This window comes from Macrococcus sp. PK (genome assembly GCF_022501545.1).
Classification (GTDB): domain Bacteria; phylum Bacillota; class Bacilli; order Staphylococcales; family Staphylococcaceae; genus Macrococcoides; species Macrococcoides epidermidis.
This window is the reverse complement of the sequence record NZ_JAEPRF010000017.1, coordinates 92,103-114,322: the sequence shown is the minus strand read 5'-3', so window position 1 is coordinate 114,322 and position 22,220 is coordinate 92,103. Positions and strand designations below refer to the sequence as shown.

The 22,220-nt window shown below is 35.4% G+C and carries 26 protein-coding genes and 1 riboswitch; of the genes, 4 read left to right on the top strand and 22 right to left on the bottom strand.

Going from position 1 to position 22,220, the window contains the following annotated elements; all coding sequences use genetic code 11:
• Positions 1-47: 47 nt before the first annotated feature.
• The 7 genes from acpS to JJJ02_RS11660 all read right to left on the bottom strand — a co-directional run bounded on the left by acpS (position 48) and on the right by JJJ02_RS11660 (position 7,409).
• Positions 48-386, bottom strand: coding sequence for a holo-ACP synthase (gene acpS, locus JJJ02_RS11690; protein ID WP_111716735.1), 339 nt, complete (start codon positions 384-386; stop codon positions 48-50).
• The gene (locus JJJ02_RS11685; RefSeq protein WP_111716733.1) at positions 379-858 is read right to left on the bottom strand and encodes a PH domain-containing protein; all 480 of its coding nucleotides are present in this window, start codon (positions 856-858) and stop codon (positions 379-381) included. The genes acpS and JJJ02_RS11685 overlap by 8 nt, the downstream gene beginning before the upstream one ends.
• A complete protein-coding gene (locus JJJ02_RS11680; RefSeq protein WP_240839154.1) occupies positions 851-2,356 on the bottom strand; it encodes a PH domain-containing protein in 1,506 nt (501 codons plus the stop codon). Before JJJ02_RS11680 ends, JJJ02_RS11685 begins: the two co-directional genes overlap by 8 nt.
• Positions 2,343-2,822 (bottom strand): PH domain-containing protein, encoded by a 480-nt coding sequence (locus tag JJJ02_RS11675; RefSeq protein WP_170122537.1) that lies wholly within the window; start codon positions 2,820-2,822, stop codon positions 2,343-2,345. The genes JJJ02_RS11680 and JJJ02_RS11675 overlap by 14 nt, the downstream gene beginning before the upstream one ends.
• A gap of 387 nt (positions 2,823-3,209) precedes the next feature.
• A complete protein-coding gene (cshA, locus tag JJJ02_RS11670; RefSeq protein WP_111716727.1) occupies positions 3,210-4,727 on the bottom strand; it encodes a degradosome RNA helicase CshA in 1,518 nt (505 codons plus the stop codon).
• A gap of 268 nt (positions 4,728-4,995) precedes the next feature.
• On the bottom strand, positions 4,996-6,333 hold the full coding sequence (locus JJJ02_RS11665) for a UDP-N-acetylmuramoyl-tripeptide--D-alanyl-D-alanine ligase (RefSeq protein WP_240839152.1): 1,338 nt from the start codon (positions 6,331-6,333) through the stop codon (positions 4,996-4,998).
• A 5-nt stretch (positions 6,334-6,338) separates the two neighbouring features.
• Complete coding sequence (locus JJJ02_RS11660) at positions 6,339-7,409, bottom strand: D-alanine--D-alanine ligase (RefSeq protein ID WP_111716722.1); 1,071 nt, start codon at positions 7,407-7,409, stop codon at positions 6,339-6,341.
• 170 nt (positions 7,410-7,579) lie between these two features.
• Between JJJ02_RS11660 and JJJ02_RS11655 the strand changes: the two genes are divergently transcribed.
• Positions 7,580-8,791 (top strand): FtsW/RodA/SpoVE family cell cycle protein, encoded by a 1,212-nt coding sequence (locus tag JJJ02_RS11655; RefSeq protein WP_240839150.1) that lies wholly within the window; start codon positions 7,580-7,582, stop codon positions 8,789-8,791.
• A 112-nt stretch (positions 8,792-8,903) separates the two neighbouring features.
• On the opposite strand, the gene JJJ02_RS11650 is transcribed toward JJJ02_RS11655, so the two are convergent.
• Positions 8,904-9,038 carry an Lmo0850 family protein gene (locus tag JJJ02_RS11650; RefSeq protein ID WP_165958643.1) on the bottom strand — a complete coding sequence of 45 codons (135 nt, stop codon included), beginning with the start codon at positions 9,036-9,038 and terminating at the stop codon, positions 8,904-8,906.
• A 222-nt stretch (positions 9,039-9,260) separates the two neighbouring features.
• Between JJJ02_RS11650 and cls the strand changes: the two genes are divergently transcribed.
• The gene (gene cls / locus JJJ02_RS11645; RefSeq protein WP_239243281.1) at positions 9,261-10,736 is read left to right on the top strand and encodes a cardiolipin synthase; all 1,476 of its coding nucleotides are present in this window, start codon (positions 9,261-9,263) and stop codon (positions 10,734-10,736) included.
• Positions 10,737-11,001: 265 nt separating this feature from the next.
• A complete protein-coding gene (locus JJJ02_RS11640) occupies positions 11,002-11,631 on the top strand; it encodes an HD domain-containing protein (RefSeq protein ID WP_240839147.1) in 630 nt (209 codons plus the stop codon).
• 195 nt (positions 11,632-11,826) lie between these two features.
• Here JJJ02_RS11640 and yidC read toward each other — a convergent pair whose 3' ends face one another.
• The 9 genes from yidC to JJJ02_RS11590 form a co-directional block, all read right to left on the bottom strand.
• Positions 11,827-12,687, bottom strand: a complete 861-nt coding sequence (gene yidC, locus JJJ02_RS11635) for a membrane protein insertase YidC (RefSeq protein WP_111716714.1) — start codon at positions 12,685-12,687, stop codon at positions 11,827-11,829.
• Positions 12,688-12,766: 79 nt separating this feature from the next.
• Positions 12,767-13,408 (bottom strand): thiamine phosphate synthase, encoded by a 642-nt coding sequence (gene thiE, locus JJJ02_RS11630; protein ID WP_240839145.1) that lies wholly within the window; start codon positions 13,406-13,408, stop codon positions 12,767-12,769.
• A 3-nt stretch (positions 13,409-13,411) separates the two neighbouring features.
• Positions 13,412-14,194 carry a hydroxyethylthiazole kinase gene (thiM, locus tag JJJ02_RS11625; protein ID WP_255724866.1) on the bottom strand — a complete coding sequence of 261 codons (783 nt, stop codon included), beginning with the start codon at positions 14,192-14,194 and terminating at the stop codon, positions 13,412-13,414.
• Positions 14,194-14,991 carry a bifunctional hydroxymethylpyrimidine kinase/phosphomethylpyrimidine kinase gene (gene thiD / locus JJJ02_RS11620; RefSeq protein ID WP_099581409.1) on the bottom strand — a complete coding sequence of 266 codons (798 nt, stop codon included), beginning with the start codon at positions 14,989-14,991 and terminating at the stop codon, positions 14,194-14,196. Before thiD ends, thiM begins: the two co-directional genes overlap by 1 nt.
• Entirely contained in the window at positions 14,984-15,661 is a 678-nt protein-coding gene (gene tenA, locus JJJ02_RS11615; protein WP_240839143.1) for a thiaminase II, read from the bottom strand. The genes thiD and tenA overlap by 8 nt, the downstream gene beginning before the upstream one ends.
• Before the next feature lie 82 nt (positions 15,662-15,743).
• A riboswitch (TPP riboswitch) is annotated at positions 15,744-15,839 on the bottom strand.
• An 86-nt stretch (positions 15,840-15,925) separates the two neighbouring features.
• A complete protein-coding gene (locus JJJ02_RS13370; protein WP_255724865.1) occupies positions 15,926-16,486 on the bottom strand; it encodes a transglycosylase family protein in 561 nt (186 codons plus the stop codon).
• Between the two features lie 322 nt (positions 16,487-16,808).
• Positions 16,809-17,633 (bottom strand): LysM peptidoglycan-binding domain-containing protein, encoded by an 825-nt coding sequence (locus tag JJJ02_RS11600; RefSeq protein ID WP_240839141.1) that lies wholly within the window; start codon positions 17,631-17,633, stop codon positions 16,809-16,811.
• A gap of 230 nt (positions 17,634-17,863) precedes the next feature.
• On the bottom strand, positions 17,864-18,388 hold the full coding sequence (locus JJJ02_RS11595; protein ID WP_240839139.1) for a hypothetical protein: 525 nt from the start codon (positions 18,386-18,388) through the stop codon (positions 17,864-17,866).
• 9 nt (positions 18,389-18,397) lie between these two features.
• The gene (locus JJJ02_RS11590) at positions 18,398-18,604 is read right to left on the bottom strand and encodes a single-stranded DNA-binding protein (RefSeq protein WP_240839137.1); all 207 of its coding nucleotides are present in this window, start codon (positions 18,602-18,604) and stop codon (positions 18,398-18,400) included.
• A gap of 208 nt (positions 18,605-18,812) precedes the next feature.
• Between JJJ02_RS11590 and JJJ02_RS11585 the strand changes: the two genes are divergently transcribed.
• The gene (locus JJJ02_RS11585; protein WP_111716701.1) at positions 18,813-19,247 is read left to right on the top strand and encodes a YwpF family protein; all 435 of its coding nucleotides are present in this window, start codon (positions 18,813-18,815) and stop codon (positions 19,245-19,247) included.
• A gap of 51 nt (positions 19,248-19,298) precedes the next feature.
• On the opposite strand, the gene fabZ is transcribed toward JJJ02_RS11585, so the two are convergent.
• From fabZ to JJJ02_RS11560, 5 genes are all read right to left on the bottom strand, one after another.
• A complete protein-coding gene (gene fabZ, locus JJJ02_RS11580; protein WP_111716699.1) occupies positions 19,299-19,736 on the bottom strand; it encodes a 3-hydroxyacyl-ACP dehydratase FabZ in 438 nt (145 codons plus the stop codon).
• Positions 19,736-19,960 carry a DNA-directed RNA polymerase subunit beta gene (locus JJJ02_RS11575; RefSeq protein ID WP_239243277.1) on the bottom strand — a complete coding sequence of 75 codons (225 nt, stop codon included), beginning with the start codon at positions 19,958-19,960 and terminating at the stop codon, positions 19,736-19,738. Before JJJ02_RS11575 ends, fabZ begins: the two co-directional genes overlap by 1 nt.
• Positions 19,961-19,992: 32 nt before the next feature.
• Positions 19,993-21,276 (bottom strand): UDP-N-acetylglucosamine 1-carboxyvinyltransferase, encoded by a 1,284-nt coding sequence (murA, locus tag JJJ02_RS11570; protein WP_239243276.1) that lies wholly within the window; start codon positions 21,274-21,276, stop codon positions 19,993-19,995.
• Positions 21,277-21,403: 127 nt separating this feature from the next.
• A complete protein-coding gene (locus JJJ02_RS11565) occupies positions 21,404-21,625 on the bottom strand; it encodes a DUF1146 domain-containing protein (protein WP_239243275.1) in 222 nt (73 codons plus the stop codon).
• A gap of 173 nt (positions 21,626-21,798) precedes the next feature.
• On the bottom strand, positions 21,799-22,209 hold the full coding sequence (locus tag JJJ02_RS11560) for a F0F1 ATP synthase subunit epsilon (protein WP_111716694.1): 411 nt from the start codon (positions 22,207-22,209) through the stop codon (positions 21,799-21,801).
• Positions 22,210-22,220: the final 11 nt, after the last annotated feature.

The window sequence follows — 22,220 nt, the reverse complement described above, 5'->3', positions numbered from 1 at the left end:
CCCATCATTTAATACTCAAATTTTATCATACTTTTTGGAATAATCCATTATTCCTCTATCACTACATAAGCTGTTGCTACAGTTTCCGAATGTGCGATGCTCACATGTGCATCACTACCTACAATATAAGGCTTTCCATTATCATCATTTAAACAACAGATTTGATTAAATCTAAGTTGCCCAATGCCTGTGCCTAATGCTTTACTATAGGCTTCCTTAACACAGAACCTGCCCGCAAAAAATGCAACCTTACGTTTTTCACTTTCAAAACGATCATACAGTTCGATTTCTTTCGGATGCAAAATACGGTCAATCATCTTTTTATTTTCAAGTGATTTACGAATGCGCTCTAATTCAATAATATCTGTTCCAATACCTTTAATCATGACTGCTCCTTACATCGATGTTATTCATTTTTTGATGGATATATGCTTTTAATGTTTCGGCTTCATGTTCATGGACATAAGGTATTTCCATATCATTTTCAGCTGTAATAACCTTTAATGACTTAATATTAAAACGCTTCATGATAGGGCCTTGTTCCATTTCAACATTTTGAATCGTTACATAAGGCACAATTATTTTTTCTTTATTCCAGATACCGTTTAACGTTGTGATTTCTTCTTCACCTAATTGAAACAGTGATGTTTCATAAGTCAGTTTAGGAAATACAAAGAAATCCAGAACAAAGATTATCAATCCGATTAATGCTATTCCGATAAATACATATGGATGAACTGGAATAAAATCTTTAAACTGAATAAACCATAATACTGCTAAGACGATTAAAAAGACACTCGCTGTTAAACACGCACCAATCTTCATTAGTTTTAAGCTATCTCTATGCATCTTATTCATATTGACGTCGCTCCTTTAACAAGAACCAATCATAGATGTTTGCAGCATCAACTTGTTCGATATAATCTAAACGACATTGTATGCTGTTACTTCCTGATGAAATGCCTAAACCGACACTTCTCAAATCTGCACGATTCATAAATGGTGTGGATGATACGTCTAACCCGATAATGTTCTCTTCTTTAATAAAAGAAGTTTGCATTACAAATACACCACCATTACGCACATTAATCTGATCATCTAAAATAATATAGCCTGAATTTTTATATTTGATGATTGCTGTGATAAGGGTTAACACCATCAGCAGAATAACAATCAACCATGTATATTCAAACCAGTAATACTGAACGATACCACCAACAATTAATAATATTACCCAGGAAACCTGGAAGTATCTGCGGATACTGCGCTTTGGAATAACTTTGTTTACTTCATCAAATTGATACTTCGGAACGAGTCTTTGAATCAATTGATATGCCTCATCACGATTAATAAATGGTAATACTTCTTCATCACCTAAAATGCTGTCTTCTGAACCTTTCATTTCACTCGTTGTAGTAACGACAAATGATGTTTTATTCAATAACTTTCTAAGATAACTTTGTTTTTCTGTGACTTTCTGAATATTTTTTACAGCGATGTATTTATTTTTTCGTTCGAATAAACCATATTTAATGTTGATTAACTCACCGTCAAACTTCACAGTATACTGATGATATTTCAGCGCAGTAATAAATACCCCGATAATATAGCTAAATAACAGTGCCACTAGAATGATAATACCTACCATCATATAACTTTCTCCAACGATACTTTCCAATTTATCCAAATATCTATCCAAATTAAAAATATCATTCACCTGAGAATAAATCGCACTCACAACCGCAATGACCGTAAACATCGACGCACTTGTTGAACTCATCAAAATTAAATCCATAAAAGATAACTGATAAATCGTTTCATAAGACTTTTCGTCGTATTTAATTATATCCTCTTCTTCATGATTTTCTATTAGACTATCTTGTACAACGGCACCCTGTTGCAATTGAAATTTTCGCTGATTAATATAATCACTTAAAGCTTGAGCATCATTCTTTCCGATACTATTCAATTCAATCCCGTCACCCGCTGTTTTAATATGCATGATGACACCACCAAGCAATTGATTCGCAATCCCTGCAGAAGTATCCATCGTCTGAATTTTACCGATATATATTTCTTTTATTGTACGACTGATAATACCCTTTTGAAGCATTAATTTATCATCTTCAATCCAGTATTTTGTTATCTTTGCTTCAATCATGCTAAATATTGCACTCAATAAAGTAAATAATAAGATCAAGATAGCAAAGCCATTATCAAGTAGTGCCTCTTTAGAGAAACCATCTTTGATGATTAAGAACAACCCAAAACCTATCGGAAAGATATTACTTTTTAAAGATTTAAGCAGATTAGATAGATACGTAGAATAATGAAGTGATTTTTTAGTTGCGTCCATGATGAATCTCCTTAATTCTTGCAATAATACGTTCCGCTAACGCTTCAGCTTCTTTTGTTTCCATATAAGGTAGAACAACCATATCTCCACGTGTATAGACAGTAACAACTGCAAGATTAAATTTTTTCATGATAAATCCTTGTTCAATCTTTACTGACTGCATCAAGTCTAGTGGTACAATCTTTCTACTCATGAAAAAAGCACCACTATTCATTTCAAGTGTAGCCTGATTGAGCTGATAACGTGTGTATTTATAACTTAAAAAAATACCGAGTGAAAGAATATAGATGGGTATCAGCATCAATAAGAATATCAAGTATGTATAACGCCATTCATACAACCAATTGATACCAAAATATAATCCCGTACAGATGGCTAAAGTGAGTAACGTATAGATGCTCCATTTAATACGTCTGTATTTAGGAGTATTTGCAGGTTGTGCATGTGGTAACGGTTCAAAATACAATTCAATCGCCTCCATTTATGTAAATTATAACAAAGAACATAAGATTTTCATAAGGTGAGTATTATATGTGAAGTTTGTCTCTGTTTTTTTGTGCGGAAGTGGCGGCAAATTCATTTTGAAGACACTTACTCACGCTCACTTCTGGTTTTCTACACGGAAGTGGCGGCARATTCATTTTGAAGACACTTACTCTCACTCACTTCTGGTTTTCTACACGGAAGTGGCGGCAAATTCGATTTGAAGACACTTACTTTCACTCACTTCTGGTTTTCTACACGGAAGTGGCGGCAAATTCATTTTGAAGACACTTACTCACTCATCCCAAAAAAAACAAAAAACACCTCAAACTAATCTCTTCGATTAATTCAAGGTGTCTAAAATAACTATTTATTTTTTATGGTCTGCAAATGTTCTTGCTTTAAAAGGTTTTTTTCCGCCTTTTGAAGCACCTGCTTTACCAGAACGATCAAATGATTTACGACGGTTATCTTTACCACCATCTTTAGAACGACTGCGAGATCCGCCTGGACGTCCGCTGTTTCCACCGCGGCCACGGCCATAAGATTTACCGCTTCCGCCTTTACGGCCAAGTGGTTTTTCGAATGTTAATTGTACATCCACATCGTTATTAGATTTAATTAATTCTTGTAATAATGATGCTACTAATTTCACATCACCATGTTCGTTAATTAATTCCTGAGCGATTGACTCGATACGTGCTTCAGTATCTTTTTCAACCCATCCTTTAACTTTCGTCTTAACATCTAATTCACGGGCTTTCATTACTTCACCAGGTGTTGGTGGACGTAAAGCCGTCATTGTACGGTTTTTAGACTTTTCAATTTGACGGATGTAATCCATTTCAACTGGGTTAACGAATGAAATCGCCATACCATGTTTACCGGCACGGCCAGTACGACCGATACGGTGTGTATAACTTTCAACATCTTGAGGAATATCAAAGTTATAAACGTGTGATACGCCAGAAATATCTAATCCACGTGCAGCAACGTCTGTTGCAACAAGGATGTCAATTTGGTCATTTTTAAATTTCTTAAGTACTTCTAAACGTTTCGCTTGAGTGATGTCACCATGTAAACCTTCTGCACGGTATCCTTTAGAGATTAACGCACTTGTTAACTCATCTACGCGACGTTTCGTACGTCCGAATACGATTGCAAGTTCAGGTTGATGAACATCTAAGAAATTCGTGAATGTATCAAACTTCTCTAATTCTTTAACGATTGTGTAATGCTCGTCGATATCAGGGTTTGAATCAACGTTTGTCATTGTCTTAACAATGATAGGATCTTTCATGAACTTTTGAACTAACTCTTGAATGGCTCTCGGCATTGTTGCTGAGAATAACATTGTTTGACGTTGTTCTTTCGGTAATTTATCCATGATAAAACGCATATCATCGATGAATCCCATATTCATCATTTCATCCGCTTCATCTAAGATTAACGTATTGATGTCTTCAGTTTTTAACGTACGACGGTTTAAATGATCGATTACACGACCAGGTGTCCCAACTACGATTTGGGGTTTCTTTTTTAATTCTCTAATTTGACGGTCAATCGGCATTCCACCGAATACTGTCGCTACTTGAATCCCTTGTCCACGACTAAATGCTTTTAATTGTTCAGCAACCTGGACAGCTAATTCACGTGTAGGAGCAAGAATTAAACTTTTGATCCCCTCTTGGCCTCTAACCTTTTCAATTAAAGGAATTCCAAAAGCACCAGTTTTACCAGTACCAGTTTGCGCTTGGCCTAATACGTCACGGCCTGCCATCGTATGAGGGATACTATCCGTTTGAATCGGTGTAGGTTCTGTAAATCCCATTTTCTCCAGCGCATTTATGGTAGGTTCGCTGATACCTAGGTCTCTAAATTTTTGCAATATTATTTCTCCTTTTATCTTTCATAAATTACGCCTCTATAGTGTGCGCATTCGACTTGTCCTCATGGCACAGAGTAATTTTCCACTCTCTTACCTATTCAACTTCTCTATCTTAGCACCTATCGTATATTTTTACAATCAATACAATTGTAAATACAAGTTTAAAAGTATCAAAAAAATGACTGTAAGCTATACAGTCATTCATTTTATATGAACCGGAAATATTTTTTATTTATTTTATTTATTACGTTATTTATCCCACAATCATTTAAATGAGATGATTAATAATCGTTTCAAGCGCCATGCCGCGGCTTGCTTTAAATAGTATAACCGTTTCTGGATTTAAATATGGTATAAGTGCTTCTTCAAGTGCTTCTTTCGTTTCAAAATGCATAGCATTCGTGAAATCTTGTGCTTTATCATGGATGTATTTCGCCTCAGTGCCGACAGTAAATAAATGATCAATTGATTTATTTTCGAAATAACCACCTACTGCTTCATGATACATTTTTGAATCAGGACCGAGTTCTAACACATCACTAAACACGATAATCTTCGTCGGAACATCCATGATTGATAACGTATCAATAGAAGCACGCATGCTCGTCGGACTTGCATTATACGCGTCATTGATTAAACGGGATTTATTCTGGCCAATAATTTGTTCCATGCGCATATTTGTTAAATGCAGATGTCCTAAATTATTATTTATTACTGCGTCACTTAATCCAAGTAATCGACCAATTGCGATTGCAATCGTAGCGTTACGTGCATTATGTGCCCCAAGTGTCGGAATACTAAATTGCGCTGCTCCCACTTTAAAAGCAATACTTCTTTCAGATGCTTGTAAGTCATGAATGTAAAAATCATTATCCTGATTAAAGCCGATACTTTTAAAGTCACCATTAGTCTTATCTACTAACTCATTTAATAATGGTTCATCGCCATCATAAAATAATGGCCCCTTTAATCCTTCAGTAATTTCAAACTTAGCTTGTGCAATACCAGCGCGTGACCCTAAGTCACGCATATGACTTTCACCGATATTAGTAATTGCAGCAATATCAGGTTGTACGAGATTTGATAAAAATGCAATCTCACCAAAGCCTGACATACCCATCTCTAATATAGAAATTTCTGTGTCTTCATCTAATTGACATAACGTAATCGGTAGACCGATTTCATTATTGTAGTTCCCCTGCGTCTTCTTAACTTTAAAATTCGGTGCTAAAACAACTTCTACCATATCTTTTGTAGAGGTCTTACCGTTACTGCCTGTAATCGCAATAACTTTCGGATTTACTTCTTCTAAATAAGCTTTACCGATTGCCTGTAATGCGCTTAAAGTATCATCGACCACAACTAGCGGCAAACCTTCAGGCATATTTGGCGCATCGCTTTGCCATAAAGCAGCTGCAGCACCACTTTCAATTGCTTGTGCCACATATTGATGGCCATCAACATGTTCACCTTTAAAAGGGATAAACAATACATCCTCATTAATATGTCTTGAATCAATCGATACACCATCGATCATCACATCATGATTCCCTTTTAACGTGCCATTCGTTTGTTCTGCAATCCATTGTAATTTTCTTTTTATCATCTTAATCAGTCCATTTTGTATTTAATTTTTTTCTTTTCTGCATGACGTTCTTTTGCTAAATTAATCAGTTCAGTAATAAGTTCACTATAACTCATACCCATGTTCTGCCAAAGTAATGGATACATACTAAATTGTGTGAAACCAGGCATCGCATTTGTTTCATTGATGTAAATCGTATTGTCTTCAGTTAAGAAGAAGTCTGCACGAACTAAACCTGAACAATCTGTTGCTTTAAAAGCTTCAACAGCCATATTACGCATTGTTTCCTGAATTTCTGAAGGAATATCAGCTGGAATTTCTAACTGAACTTTCCCGTCTTTATACTTTGATTTATAATCATAAAAATCTACATCTTTGACAACTTCTCCAGGTAATGTCGTTTTAGGATTATCATTCCCTAATACCGCAACTTCAATTTCACGCGCAACGACACCTTGTTCTACTACAAGTTTACGATCAAACTGTAGCGCTTCTTCAATGCCTTGAATTAACTCTTCACGATTCGTACATTTTGAAATGCCGACAGATGATCCTAAGTTCGCAGGTTTAACAAATACCGGATACTCTAATTTATTATTAACAAGCTCTAAAATATTATGCTTATAAGTCTCATATTCACTACGTAAAAAACTTACATATGGTAATTGTGGTAACCCGCGATTTGCAAATAGTTGCTTCATCACTAATTTATCCATAGAACTTGCAGCAGCTAATACTCCATTACCCACATACGGTAAATCTAATACTTCGAATAATCCTTGTATTGTGCCGTCTTCACCATTAGGTCCGTGAAGTAATGGGAAAATGGCATCATAAGATTTACCTTCAGTAGATGCTGTTAATAGATGCATAATAGAGTCATCATTTGATGATGATAATCTTAAAGTTTCGCTATCTTCAATACGTTCAGTGATTTGTGGACCTTTAATCCATTCACCTTCGTTTGTTATATAAATTGTATCTATCGCATATGTTGCTTTGTCCATAGCGTTGATTACTGATTGTGCCGTTAAGATAGAAACCTCATGCTCAGCACTTTTACCGCCATAGACGATACATATATTTTGTTTAGACATGTTAATTCCTCCAGAATATTAATATAATAATACTATCACGATATATGATGATATGCATGTTTTTTATCGAAAGGCGTAAATCATTCATAAAAGAAACATTTATTCCTATAATGTTTCAGCTTATTTATGTATAATAATGACTATAATTTATTTAGAGTAGGAGTTTGGCCATGGCTCAATCAAGTAATACAACACGCACCAAAATTAAGCGCCCATGGATTGAAAAAATCGATTGGTGGCTCATTATTCTTATATTATGTTTTTTTACTGTTAGTTTAACTGTAATCACATCTGCAATGGATGGTCAGCAATATGGTACGAACTTTGCTGAACGTCAAGTATTCTATTATATTCTCGGATTTATTCTCGCATTCAGTATTATGCTTATTAAACCGAAACTGATTAATAAATGGGTTTTCGTACTTTATTTTTTAGGTAATCTGGCCCTGCTCGGCTTACTGATACTACCTGAATCTTCTTTGACACCAACGATTAACGGTGCAAAAAGCTGGTATGTATTCTTTGGACGACTCAGCTTACAACCTTCTGAATTTATGAAGATTATCTTAATCCTGACATTAAGTAAGGTTGTATACGATCACAATCGTTTCACATATTACAAATCTTTTCAGACAGATATCATTTTACTGATGAAGATTGGCTTAACTGCGATTATTCCAATGATATTAATCTTGTTACAAAATGACTTAGGTACAACACTTGTGTTACTGGCGATTATTTTAGGAATTACTGTGGTCTCAGGAGTAACCTGGCGTATCCTTGCACCATTTTTAATTGGGCTTACAGCAATTGGTGCCACGCTTATACTTGCAATCATCTATAAACCTGAACTTATCGATAAAGTACTCGGCATTAAGACGTATCAGCTTGGCCGAATCAACTCATGGCTAAATCCGGCACAGTATAGTGACGGTGAAGGATTCCACTTGATGGAGTCATTAAAAGCTATCGGATCTGGTGGATTATTCGGTAAAGGATTTAAAGGCGGAGAAGTTTACATTCCTGAGAATCATACCGATTTCATCTTTTCAGTTATCGGTGAAGAATTTGGGTTTATTGGTACTGTAATCGTACTCGTATTATTCCTGGCATTATTTACACATTTAATTCGTATGGCACAAGTATCCACAAATCAATTCGCATCTATATTTTTAGTTGGATTAATCAGTATGATTATCTTCCATGTATTTCAAAATATCGGCATGACGATTCAGGTTGTGCCAATTACAGGTATCCCATTACCATTCATTAGCTATGGTGGTAGTGCGCTTTGGGCATTGATGTGTGGGGTAGGTGTTGCATTATCTATCTTTTATCACTCTGATGCCGAACAAATTAAAAAGTATAAGCAAGTGAGATAATCAATATCCACATAATAAAACTCTTTATCAACCAATATTGGATGGATAAAGAGTTTTTAATTTAAACAACAAAAAAAGACACTCTAAATTCGAATGTCATCTCATATGTATATTATTTTAATTTTGCGGGTGCTACATGTGGTAACGTACGCATAACTTCAAGTCGTGATTTTGTTTTTGAGATATTAACACCAAGTGAAGAAAGCAGAGTGACAACATTTTTCATTTTTTCCTGAGATTGTTTCATTTCGATCACTCCTAATCAATTTGTTAATACTAGTGTACCCGAAAATAACCAATATAGCTATAGGTCCATAGACTTATTTATGTAAAGATTTTGTGAACAATGATAGTGATTTGTAAAAAACAGATTCAGTATGAAAATTGTATAAACACAATTGTATAAACACAAAAGTATTTAATTGTTTTTTCATGTATAATAAAGCTAATTCTAAAGGAGGAATGCTTTTTGTCAGTATTCTCAAACATCGATTATTCTCAAGTTTTTTCAATACTTTTCTTTGTTGCATTTGTCTTTAACATATTTTTAGCTTTCGTAATTATCTTTTTAGAACGTAGACAGGCGGGATCCACATGGGCATGGCTACTTGTACTATTCTTCCTGCCGATTATCGGTTTCATAATTTATTTGCTATTCGGCCGTCAAATCAAACAGTCAAGTATCTTTAAGTTAGATGAAGAAGATAAAATTGGTCTTCAGCAAATTGTGCATGAACAGATGCATGCAATTGATGAAGATGATCTAATGGTGCGCTCTAAAGAAATTATGAAGCATAAAGATATTATTCGTATGAACTTAAATAATTATTCATCATTTCTGACGACAGATAATGCAGTTGAAATTCTTACAGATGGTCGCAAAAAGTTTGATGCGCTTATCCAGGATATACGTAATGCTGAAGATCATATTCATATTCAATATTATATATTTAAGCGAGACGGTATCGGTAAAGAAATATTAGATGTATTGATGCAGAAGCTTGAAGAAGGTGTCGAAGTTAAGATGCTGTACGATGATATCGGATCTCGTACATTAACTTTATCCCGTTTTAAAACATTTAAGAAGCTTGGCGGGCAGGTAGAAGCATTCTTCCCTTCTCACTTTCCTCTTATTAATTTCAGGATGAACAATCGAAATCATCGTAAGATCGTTGTAATAGATGGAAAAATCGGATATATCGGTGGCTTTAATGTCGGCGATGAGTATTTAGGACTAGATAAACGATTTGGGTATTGGCGAGATACCCATTTACGTGTCGAAGGTGACTCAGTCAATGCATTACAACTGCGTTTTATGATGGACTGGAATTCCCAGTCAACGCGTAATTTTATGCATTATGATAAAAAATATTTCCCGGATGTTGATAGTAAAGGCGAAATCGGAATTCAAATTGCTTCGAGTGGGCCAGATTCCAGTGAACAACATATCAAATTCGGTTATCTGAAGATGATTACATCAGCTAAAGAATCTATATTTATTCAGTCACCTTACTTTATACCTGACACTTCTTTGCTTGATGCATTGAAAATCGCTGCGCTTACCGGAGTAGAAGTCAACATCATGATTCCTAACAAACCCGATCATCCTTTCGTATATTGGGCCACATATTCAAACGTCGGTGAACTGATTCAGGCCGGTTGTAATATATTTATCTACGAAAATGGATTTATCCATACGAAGATGATGGTGATTGACGATGAAGTCGCAAGTGTCGGTACAGCAAATATGGACTTTAGAAGTTTTGAACTAAATTTTGAAGTTAACGCATTTATATACGATCATGATATTGCCTATAAATTACGTAAGACGTTTGAAGATGACGTTAAAGTTTCCAGTCAGCTCACACAGGAAATTTATGATCAACGCGTATTACTCATCAGAGTTAAGGAAGCCATTGCAAGATTAATATCACCGATATTATAAAAGAGAGTGAGAAATCAATTCCCACTCCCTTTTTATTTAATGTATCAATAAGAAATCAGCTGCTAAATTTAAGAAAAATACACTATGAACAATCAAATATGTAAATCCTAGTTTCTTTTGTTGTTTCGTGAGTTCGAAATGATATGTATTTTGCATGATTTACATCCCCTTTGTCATATAAATATGTTTTGAATTTTCTGATAATTCGTAATCTTATTATACCAACTTTTTATATAAAGTAAACATTTAAAAGGAGTTTTTTCACATGAATAACAAAGAAGTACTACTCATCACCGAATCATTTGTGAAAAATGTGCATAAAGATGAATCGAGCGGCCATGATTATGCGCATATCGAACGTGTCCGAAAAATGGCTGTTGAAATCGCTGAAAAAGAAGATGCTGATCTTTTTATCGTTGAGATGGCAGCGTTATTACATGATACTGTCGACGAGAAATTATTTGATACTATTGCAGCATGGGAACGATTGAATAAATTTTACGAGGAAATTCAACTTCCTATAGAACATCGACAAGCTATTAATCATATTCTTAAATATATGAGCTTTAATGGCGGAAAGAATGAAGGGAAGTTGAAATCGCTTGAAGGCAAAGTTGTTCAGGATGCTGACCGACTTGATGCGTTAGGTGCGATAGGAATTGCCAGAACATTTATGTTTGCCGGAAAGTTTGGTGAAGCGATGTATGATCCAAACATACCTGTTCGCGATGATTTAAGTGACTATCGAACACCGAGTACTGCTATCAATCATTTTTATGAGAAATTATTTAAGCTGATTGACTTGATGAATACAGAAACTGCAAAGACAATGGCAGAAGAACGTAATGCATATATGAAAACATTTATTGAACAAATTAAAAAAGAGTGGTGTTAGTGCGTTTGAAAGTGATTTGGGAAGGGATGATGGAAGTGACTTCAAATTTCGTTTGACGACACTTACTACAGGGTTTTGCATTTATGGTGGACGGAAGTGGCTTCAAATCTATTTTGACGACACTTCCGAACCCCTTTCCTCTCACCAATTAAAAAAAGTGACCTCAAATCAATTTTGAGGTCACTTTCTATCTAATTATTTCTTTTTCTTCTTTTTAGATGATACAACTTGCACATTTTTAGTTTTATTTTCTGCTTGATTTTGTTCATGTGCTGCTACTAAAGGTGCAATTTCTTCATGTACTTTCTTCTTATAGAACTTATTCCCTAACCATGTTTGAACAACTAAGAATGCTCCGCCGACAGCCCAATATAATGGTAACGCTGCTGGAGAGATTGCTGACATCCACACGATCATAATCGGTGAGATGAACATCATCATACGCATTTGCGCTTTTTGTTCTTCGGGAATATTCTGCATTGATACATAAGCCTGAATTGCATAGACGATACCTGCAATAACAGTCATTGCAATATCAGTCTTTGTTAAATCGAACCATAAGAAATCTGGATATTTTGTAATACCACCTGATGTCGGATATTTCAATACATAGAATAATCCAGTTACGATTGGTAATTGAATCAGTAATGGTAAACATCCCATGTTCAGTGGATTGATACCGTTATCTTTGTATAATGCCATCATTTCCTGGTTTGCAGCCATCTTCTCTTCTTGTGTTCGTGCGCGTTTCACACGTTCCTGAATTTCAGTCATCTGCGGCTTGATTAACGCCATCTTTTCTTTCATTACATACTGGTTCTTATATGTACGCATCATAAATGGGAAAAGTGCTAAACGTACGATTAAAGTAATCGCGATGATTGCTAAACCATAGTTATGTCCCATATTTGCACCTAACCAATGGATCAATTGGTCTAACGGATGTACAAATGTATCATAGAAAAATCCAGTACGATTCTCTTCTTTTGAATAATCACAACCCGCTAAAAATAATGCAATTGCAATGATTAACGGCCAAATTGCCTTTTTCTTCATTCTTTCACCTCATAATATTATTCACATAGAGGTTATTTTATCACAAAAAGTGATAATCATAAACAAAAACCATATATTTTTATTTATCTGTATAATATTTCAGGTAATCAGTAACAACCTGTTTAATATCGTCACTTTTCGTAATAGAAGAAATTGTTGAAATGCCATCAGCACCGGCAGCAAGAATCATCTCGCTATTGGCACTTGTAATACCACCGATTGCAACGATCGGAATGTCTTCATCATATAGTCTCATTTTACGAATGAGTTCTATGCCTCCAGGTTTCTTTGCATCACTTTTACTACTTGTTTCATATACTGGTCCTACACCGATATAATCAACATGCGTCAAATCAGATTGATCATATTCTGCAAAATTACCGACAGAGAGCCCGATAATCTTATCATTGAAATCATCAATGATGTTTTCGATTTTCTCATCATCCTGACCAAGATGAATACCGTCTGCATCAATTTTCTTCGCTAGTTCAATGTCATCGTTAACAATAAACGGTACACCTTTTGCTTTACACATCGCAAAAAGTTTTCGCGCTAATGTTTCTTTAGCTTCACCAGTCAGAGCATTCTGACCTTTTTCTCTGAATTGATATAGCGTAATACCTGCTTCAAGGGCCTCCTGTAATACTCGCTCAAGATTACCGTCAGATGTATCCTGAGTGCCTGCAATAAAATAAACGCGCAATAATTTTCTATCAAACATTCGCTACACTTCTTTCACAAGTCTATTCTCTGCCACATCACTTTCCTGTATTAAATATAACTGATCGATTAAATTCACAGCAAAATGTCCCGGCAAAGTGCCGTTAGACGCACGTTCAGCAAACTCTGAGGCAACAGTATATGTCGTCAATGCTTCTGTTAATGTTTCTAACGTTGGTTTAATTTCATTATATATGAAACTTGCAACAACTGCCCCTAATAAACATCCACCACCAGTGACTTTTGTTAAAAGTGCAGTACCATTCTCAATTAAGTTAATTTTTCCATTCACACAAATTGCATCGATTTCACCTGTTACGACAATCGCACAATTAAATTTATTATATGCAGCACGTGCCACATCTTCAGTTGACAGACTTGTATCTGCATCTGTCCCTTTCATATTCGCCTCCCCTGTCAAAGCTTGTAATTCAGAAGCATTCCCACGAATTACTGTAATATCATATGTTTCTAACAATTTTAAACAGAAATCTTTACGAAATTTAGATGCGCCACATGCAACTGGGTCCAATACGATAGGTACATCATGGTGATTGGCATATTTTGCAGCAGCCAGCATATTTTCAATATCATCTTCTTCAATTGAACCAATATTGATGAGCAATGCACCAGCATGTGTCAGAAATTCGTCCATCTCTAACTTTTCTGTCGCCATCGCAGGGCTGGCACCTAATGCCAGTAGGCCGTTCGCTGTAAAATTTTTAACTACATCATTTGTAATACAAATAATGAGTGGATTATCTTTTCTTATCTGTTCTAATATCATTATTCCATCTCCTGAAATTTAAAGTGATTAACTGGGCCTTGACCATGACCTAATTCTGGTGTGAATCGGATTGCTGCATCCATATAACGTTTTGCAAGTTGTACAGCTTCTACAATAGATTTTCCTTTCGCAAGTTCAGATGTAATTACTGCTGAATATGTGCATCCAGTGCCATGTGTGTGTTTTGTATCATAACGTTCACCTTGCAAAACAACAAAATCATCTCGAGTAAATAAATAATCTGTAGCATCTCCTTTAAGATGACCTCCTTTAATCAGCACACTGTCAGAACCAATTTCATTGATAAATATTTTACCGGCACGTTTAATATCATCGAGTGTTTCAACTTTCATCTGTACGATTTCCTCAAGCTCCGGAATATTTGGTGTCACAACCGTTGCTACATCTAAAAGTTTCGTACGCACCGCACTACGTCCATTTTCGTCAAGCAATGCATCACCACTTTTAGCTACCATGACAGGATCGATTACATAAGGGATATCATGTTTTACAATATAAGGACGCACGACATCCATGACTTCACTCGTTGCAAGCATTCCTGTCTTCACTGCATCCGGTACGATATCACTATACACACTCTCTAGTTGTGCTGCAATAACATCTACATCCTGATTAAATACTTGCTGAACGCCTAACGTATTTTGTGCAACAATGCTTGTTACGACACTCATACCATAGACGCCTCTTGATTGAAATACTTTTAAATCTACTGTTGTTCCAGCGCCACCCGTTGGATCTGTTCCTGCAATTGATAAAGCTGTCTTCATATTATTCAACCACACTTTCCCAAGTTTCTTGTGTATAAGCCATATTAAAGAAACGTTTCTCATGTATACAGCTTTCTTTAAAGTTCTTTGTTAATACCGCACGTTCCGCTTCACTTGCGTGTTCAGCAAATTCATCTACCCAGTCATCCAGATGTTCCATTAACGGCTTCATCTCTGTAGCATAGAAATCTACCCAGTCTTTAAATGGATTGCCGTTGAAATCATGACGTTCTTTCATCTTTAAAGCAACTTGCTGATAAACATATGGACACGGTGCCATCGCGCAAATTGTAAATGCTGCATCACTATAACGATATGCATTAAAATACATGTGTTTAATATAATGATCACTTGTTGGGTACCATTCTCCGTCTTTAATGATTGTTTTATAATCAACCTGTGCATAGTCTGCTAAAGTATAATGTGCAGTTACTTCTCCGTTCATTACAAAATCGATTTGTTCTAATAAAAATTTAATACCTTCTTTATCATCTAATTTCGGAATTAATAAGCTATAAATTTTCGCAAACTCGTTTAAGTAAAGATGGTCTGCTTTTAAATAATGAATCACTGCTTCTTTACTTAAATCACCACGCACCATTCCCTGTATAAATGGGTCATTGTAAATTGACTCAATAATTGGCTCTACTTCTTCTTTTAATTGTTGTGTAAACATCATTTACCTCCTAAAAGTTTATAAAGAAAGCCCATCTCCAAATAGGAAATGGGCTAAATACCATTATTAAAAATATAAAATCAATAAAGGAATTTAACTACTTTCCTACGCTAGCATTATCTAGATCAGGTAAAGGGTTTGACAAAGTCATCTCAGCCAAAAGGCACCCCTAGTAGTAATATATGTATTTAATGTTAGTGTAACGTAATCAAATTATGAAAGCAAGAATTGAAAAAAAGACTAACGACATTGTCGTTAGTCCTAAAATTATAAGCGAAGTCCACATACTGGCCAAGGTTGTGCGCCACGCATGTTATATAAAATTTGAGCACGTTTCGTTTGTTCTGCAGCTGATGCCTGATGCGGATATCCTGATCCACCAACGCCACGCCATGTTTGTAAATTAAACTGATACATACCATAGAACCCGTTTCCAGTATTAATAGATGGATTACCACCAGATTCACATTGTGCTAACGCAGCCCAATTTAAACCTCTGTTAATATAAGTAGTGTTTGTTGTTTTTACAGTTTTTGAACTTGTATAAGCAGTTTTACTTACAGGTGCTTTATAGGTAGATTTTTTGTATGATGTATTTTTGTAAACGACACTATTCTTATTATTAATCTTTAACACTTGGTTCGGATGGATTAAGTTAGATCTTAAGCCATTTGCTGATTTAATTGCTGCAATTGACGTACCATATTTATTTGCAACACTCCATAATGAATCGCCAGCTTTAACTTTGTATGAAGCTGCATCTGCTGTTGAAACTGCCATTGTCGTAGTGATTGCAATTGCTGCTGTAACACTTAAGATTTTTTTCATGTTTATTTTCCTCCGGGAAATGTTTGTTTTTTATTTTATAAATGAATTCTTTTGAATGAATATGCTTTGTTCTTGTAATTAACTATATCAGAAATAAATATTTCATAGGTTACAGCCAAATAAAAGATACGCTCTTTTATTACGCTTGCGTTACAATAAAAAATAAGAAATAAAGCAATTACCATATAGTGTTAAATTTTTAAGGGAAATATCAGAAACCTCGCTATATTATTAATTATGAAGATTGTCACACTTTTGAAACAATTCACTAAGATTTATCAAAAAAAAAAGCAGAACGTAAAGTTCTGCTTAAAATTTATTATTAGTATGCTGTTGACCAATGTTGCGCACCGTGTTGTGTATATAAAATACGTGCACGTTTCCATTGTTCTGCTTCTGAAGCTTGTGCTGGGTTACCAGTTCCGCCTACAGCTGCCCATGTTTGTGGAGAGAATTGGAATAATCCGTAGTAACCTGCTGCGTTAACTGCTCTTGGATTTCCACCTGATTCACGTTGCATGATTAAACGTAAATGTGCGTCTACTGATGAATTACCAGCTGGTGCTGACGTTTGTTGTACTGCAGCGCGTTTAGTTTGTTGTACTGGCGCTTTTTGAACTGGTGCTTGTTGTACACGAACTGCTTTTTGAGTTTGTTGTACTGGTTGAGCTTGTGGTTGTGCAGTTGCTGCAGTATTTTGCGTTGTAACCGGTGCTGAAACTGGTGCTGCTACTTTTTTAGCAACAGGTGCTGCTTTTACTGGAGCTGCATTCACATGTTTACGTTGTGATTTTTTCTCAACGATTAATAATTGACCTTCTTTTAATTCTTTAGAAGATTCAATTTTATTCCATTTTTTTAATTCAGTAATTCTTACGTCGAATTTACGTGCGATTTTACCTAAAGTATCTCCAGCTTTAACTTCGTATTTACCTTTAACTAATACTTCTAACTTTTGGTCAGGAACGATTACGTCTGATTCTAATTTATTGATCTTTTTAATCTTTTCGATTGTAGTGTCATATTTATCTGCAATCGTCCATAAAGATTCACCTTGAGCGACTTTATGTTCTTTTGCGTCTGCTTGTGTTGTAGCTACGCCTGTAGTAAGTATTGCCATTGTAGTAATTGCTGCTAATTTTTTCATTATATATAATTCCTCCGAATAGTCTCTTTTATCAATAACACTACTTTATCACGATTTTACATTTCTTTGGTTACAGCATTATTATAAGTAACTTCCTTAAATTACAAATATATTACAGCCTTATCTCAATTCGATACAAAAACCGTCTATCGCTCCGGCACGAGCGATAGACGGTTTAATTTGGGAGGTGTATTAGGATGTGAGGTGTGTGAGTAATGAAGCAATCTAACTTAAAATGGTAGTTGTTGATCTGTTATTTCTTCCTCTGTCATTTCAGAAGAACTATCATTATCTTCGTCTTCAATCACGCTATCATTATGATTAACTGACGATGCAACTTTATCATTTTCATTTTGCGTTGTTTCATTGTGATTAAGAGATGACTCGCCACTGAACTTCTGCACAATTTCTTCTGCTTGTTCTTGAATCTCAGCAGACATCTTTTCATCTTTATTCAGTTCAGTAGACCATCGCTGATTATATGTTGTTACTGAATCACGTTCTTGTTGAGCTGTCGTTACATTAGAAACAGTTTCCTTTTTGTAATCTGATGCTTCTTTTTTAGCTGCACGATATCCATTAATAACAATTAACTTTTCATCGTATGACAGTTCATCCCATGTTTCATCAGGCGTCTTTTCTTTATTATTACCGCCGAATGACGGGAGAAACTTAATACTTTCTATTACGATTTCAGTTGAATACCTTGTCTGACCATCTCTTTCATAGCGATTATTATGAATTTGTCCTGTCACACAAATGAGCTAACCTTTCTTACAAAATGAATGTATATTTGTAGCTGTACGATTAAATGCTTTACATCTCAGAAAATCAACAGTACTTTCTTTCGCACCTTTCTTCTTTCCGCGATCAACAGCCAGAAAGAATGATGCAATTTGCAGTTTGTCTGAAAAGTCCTTTAAATCTATATCACTGGAAATCCTACCTGCTAATATTACTTTATTTATCAATGTGTCACCTCCTTTCTTAATAGCACTATATAATGAAAATAAATTGTTGCAAAAATGCAGCAATTCAATTTTAGATATGAAGTACATTCAAAAATTGAATAATGCTTCATTTTCTATCAAAAACGAAAAGATTTTCGATAGAAAAAGAAAAATTTTATAATTTGAAAATTATATGTGATAATTTATAATAGATAATGGAGGGATATACATGAAAACGTTTAAAGCAGTAAGATTTCAAATCGTCGAAAACGAATCAGTAACAGAATATGCGCTGCATGACGGTGTCATTATTAATAAAGAAAACAGCGGTACAGGCTGGCTGCTTGAAATCGTTATCGATGATATTCATCTTGAAAAAATGCAGCACTATTTAGATAATGAGACGATGCTCGATACACGTGTTGTTATTACACGTGCATCAAATGATCCTGCCTTATTTGAATCAACTGTAAAACAGATTATTCCTTTAAAAGATAAAATCTCTGTAATCATCGAATGCCACATTTATACGTTACGACAAGTTTATGCAGAGAAGTTACTTGAACAGCTTGTAGTGGACGGACTAAGTGGTCAGGAGCTACTTATCGCATTCAACCGTATGATGAAATCAAAACCAAAATTAAAAGATGAAATAGAAGAATAAAAAAAAAGAAGATAATCCAGAAGCCTATGCTTTCCGAATTATCTTCTTTTATTATCTCTCTAAAATTGCAAAACTGATTTCACAGCTACAAGCAATCTCACCATTCACTGTAGCCTTTGCTACACCTTTACCTAATGGGCCTTTTACTCTTGTCATTTCTACTTCTAACTGTAACGTATCACCAGGTGTAACTTGCTTTTTAAATCTACATTTATCAATACCGGTAAACATTGCAAGCTTCCCTTGATTCTCTTCTAACTTTAGCATTGCAACAGCACCCACTTGCGCTAGTGCTTCTACAATTAATACGCCGGGCATTACTGCATATTCCGGGAAATGCCCTTGAAAGAATGGTTCGTTCCCACTTACCTGTTTAATACCAGTACATTTTTTTCCATCTTCTAATTCAATGATTCTATCAATCAGTAAAAATGGATAGCGATGCGGAATAATCTTTTTAATTTCGTCAAAAGTTAGTAATGTTTCCATCAACTTTCACTCCCAGTTAGTTTTAATAAATGTGTCCATGTCGATGGTTTAAATACATCCATCGGAGAATGTAAGATACCATACCCAATCATCATTCCGATAACAAATAAAATTATCATCAATAAGATTACGATACTTACTGTTAACAGAATGGGTATACGTCTATGTATTACTTCTGTGCCATTAATAACACTCACTTTTTGATTTAAGATCGGTCTTTTCAAATCAATCACCCCTCAGGTTTGATTGTACATCATTAAGATTTTACAGTAACTTTTTTATCGCCTGTACGTTCAATTTCCGCACCTAAACTTCTTAATTTAAGATGGAAATCTACGTAACCTCTATCTAGATGATAAAGTTCAGTGACTTTAGTGTAACCTTCAGCTACAAGTCCTGCCAGTATTAAAGCTGCCGCTGAACGTAAGTCTGTTGCTTTTACTTCAGCACCTTGTAACTTACTTTCTGAGACGCGAGCAATACGTTTATCTACTGTAATCTTTGCATTCATCTTAGCAAACTCTGCAACATGCATAAAGCGATTTTCAAACACTGTTTCATGCATCGTACTTTCTTTTGGTAAGACAAGCATAAGCGCCATCATCTGAGCCTGCATATCTGTAGGAAAGCCAGGGTGTGGTAAAGTCTTCACATGAACTTCTTTTAAAGGTTGTTCAGCGCGCAGTCGAATACCAGCTTCATCAATTTCAATGATACAACCTGTTTCTTCTAATTTCGCAATAAGTGCCTGCATATGTTCATAAATTGCTCCTTCAACATACACATCACCTTGCGTTAAAGCTGCAGCCACTAAAAATGTTCCGGCAACAATTCTATCCGGTACAATTTCATGTTCCGCACCTTTAAGCGCTTCGACACCATTGATTACGATACGATCAGTACCAGCACCTTGCACATCAGCACCCATCTTATTTAAATAGTTTGCTAAATCAACGATTTCTGGTTCTCTTGCAACGTTATCAATAATTGTCTTTCCTTCAGCGAGTGATGCTGCCATCATAATATTTTGCGTAGCGCCAACGCTCGGGAAATCAAAATAGATTTGTGCACCCTTTAATCTACCATTTACACTACCCATTAAATAACCGTTTGTCTGTGTGATTTCTGCCCCTAAGGCACGTAACCCTTTTAAATGCTGCTCAATTGGACGAGAACCTATCGCACAACCACCAGGCATCGCGACTTCAGCTTTTCCAAAACGCGCTAATAATGGCCCTAACACCAGTACACTTGCACGCATTTTACTAACGTATTCATATGCAGCATGCGTTAATAGTTCTCCACTTGCGTCAACTTCAACAGTATTAACATCTAATCTTTTATATACTTTCGCATTTAAGCCTTCTAAAACGGCAGAAATCGTATCAACATCTGATAAATCCGGTACATTTGTAAATACACTTTTACCCTCAGCAGCAAGAATTGACGCTGTTATAATCGGTAACACTGCATTTTTAGCACCTTCAACTTTAACATGACCCTTTAATTTAGCGCCACCTTTAACGATAATTGTATCCATTTTAACCTCCAAATTAACATAGCTATACATCTATTCTATACCAAATACTTCTTACATGGATAATGAAAACTGTATATGAGATAAATTTATTAATATTCTTTAAATATAACGTATGTTAATTATAGCACTAAAATAATACCATAATAAGATTTGTTTGCTTAATTAAATCAACGATAAAGTTTGTCACTAAATAACTCAAAGACATGCTTAAACATATTAACAAAACTTGTATCTCTTTCGTTTTACCTGCTTTAAATAATTGATCAAAACGCAGTGCCTGCAAACTGTTAAAACTCAGAGCTGTGACAGTTAAATATAAAAATACATATGTTAGTGCGTAAATATTCATATTTCTCCTCTACAAAAAAAGTACACAGATAACTGTGTACTTTAAATTTCTTAATTAATTGGCATGTTCAAAGCAGACGCTAGTCAAACTTCAACAATTCCTTCAAAATCAAAGAACGATTTTTCGGAATTGTCTCCAGTTTGTTCGTGTCTAAACGCTTTGTCGACAGCCTCTTAGCGATATTTTGCAACTTCTAATCGGTTCATTGCACGATGTAATGCACGTTCTGCGCGGTGGAAATCAACATGTTCTGCTTTGTCTTCTTTCATGCGCTCTTCAGCACGAAGTAATGAAGCTTTAGCTCTTTCAATGTCAATTTCATCAGCTTGCTCAGCTGATTGAACAAGAATCGTAACTTTCTCCGGACGGATTTCAGCAAATCCTTCCGTTACAGCAATATGATCTTTATCATTACCTGAACGTGTAACACGTACGGCCCCAATTTTTAGAGGTGCGACTGTAGGAATATGACCAGCCATCACACCCATTTCACCTGATTCAGTCTGTAATACTACTAACTCTGCTTCATGCTCTGAGTAAACTGAACCGTTAGGAGTGACGATATCTAATGCGATTTTATTCATAGTTCCATCCT